Source organism: Pantoea sp. SIMBA_079, from assembly GCF_046940275.1.
Classification (GTDB): domain Bacteria; phylum Pseudomonadota; class Gammaproteobacteria; order Enterobacterales; family Enterobacteriaceae; genus Pantoea; species Pantoea borealis.
The window spans coordinates 1-249 of sequence record NZ_JAWRYR010000686.1 but is presented as its reverse complement, the minus strand read 5'-3'; the positions used below and the strand labels follow the sequence as shown (position 1 = coordinate 249).

1 protein-coding gene is annotated in these 249 nt (G+C 65.5%); it reads left to right on the top strand.

The features are described 5' to 3' along the window. Positions 1–249: QueG-associated DUF1730 domain-containing protein (locus SB719_RS21715; protein ID WP_412159968.1), on the top strand; the 249-nt coding region annotated here is incomplete at both ends.

The window sequence follows — 249 nt, the reverse complement described above, 5'->3', positions numbered from 1 at the left end:
CGCATGGACTACCTGCCCGGCGACATGCAGATGGCGCAGCGCCTGGCCCAGCCGGAGAAGGCCTACGTGTCGCGCTATGCGCTTGGCCGGGACTACCACAAGCTGGTGCGTAAGCGCGTTCAGTTTCTTGCCGACCGCATCCAGGAAGCCATCGGCCCGTTCGGCTACCGCGCCTTTGTAGACAGCGCCCCGGTACTGGAAAAAGCCCTGGCCGAACAGGCCGGGCTGGGCTGGATCGGCAAGAACACG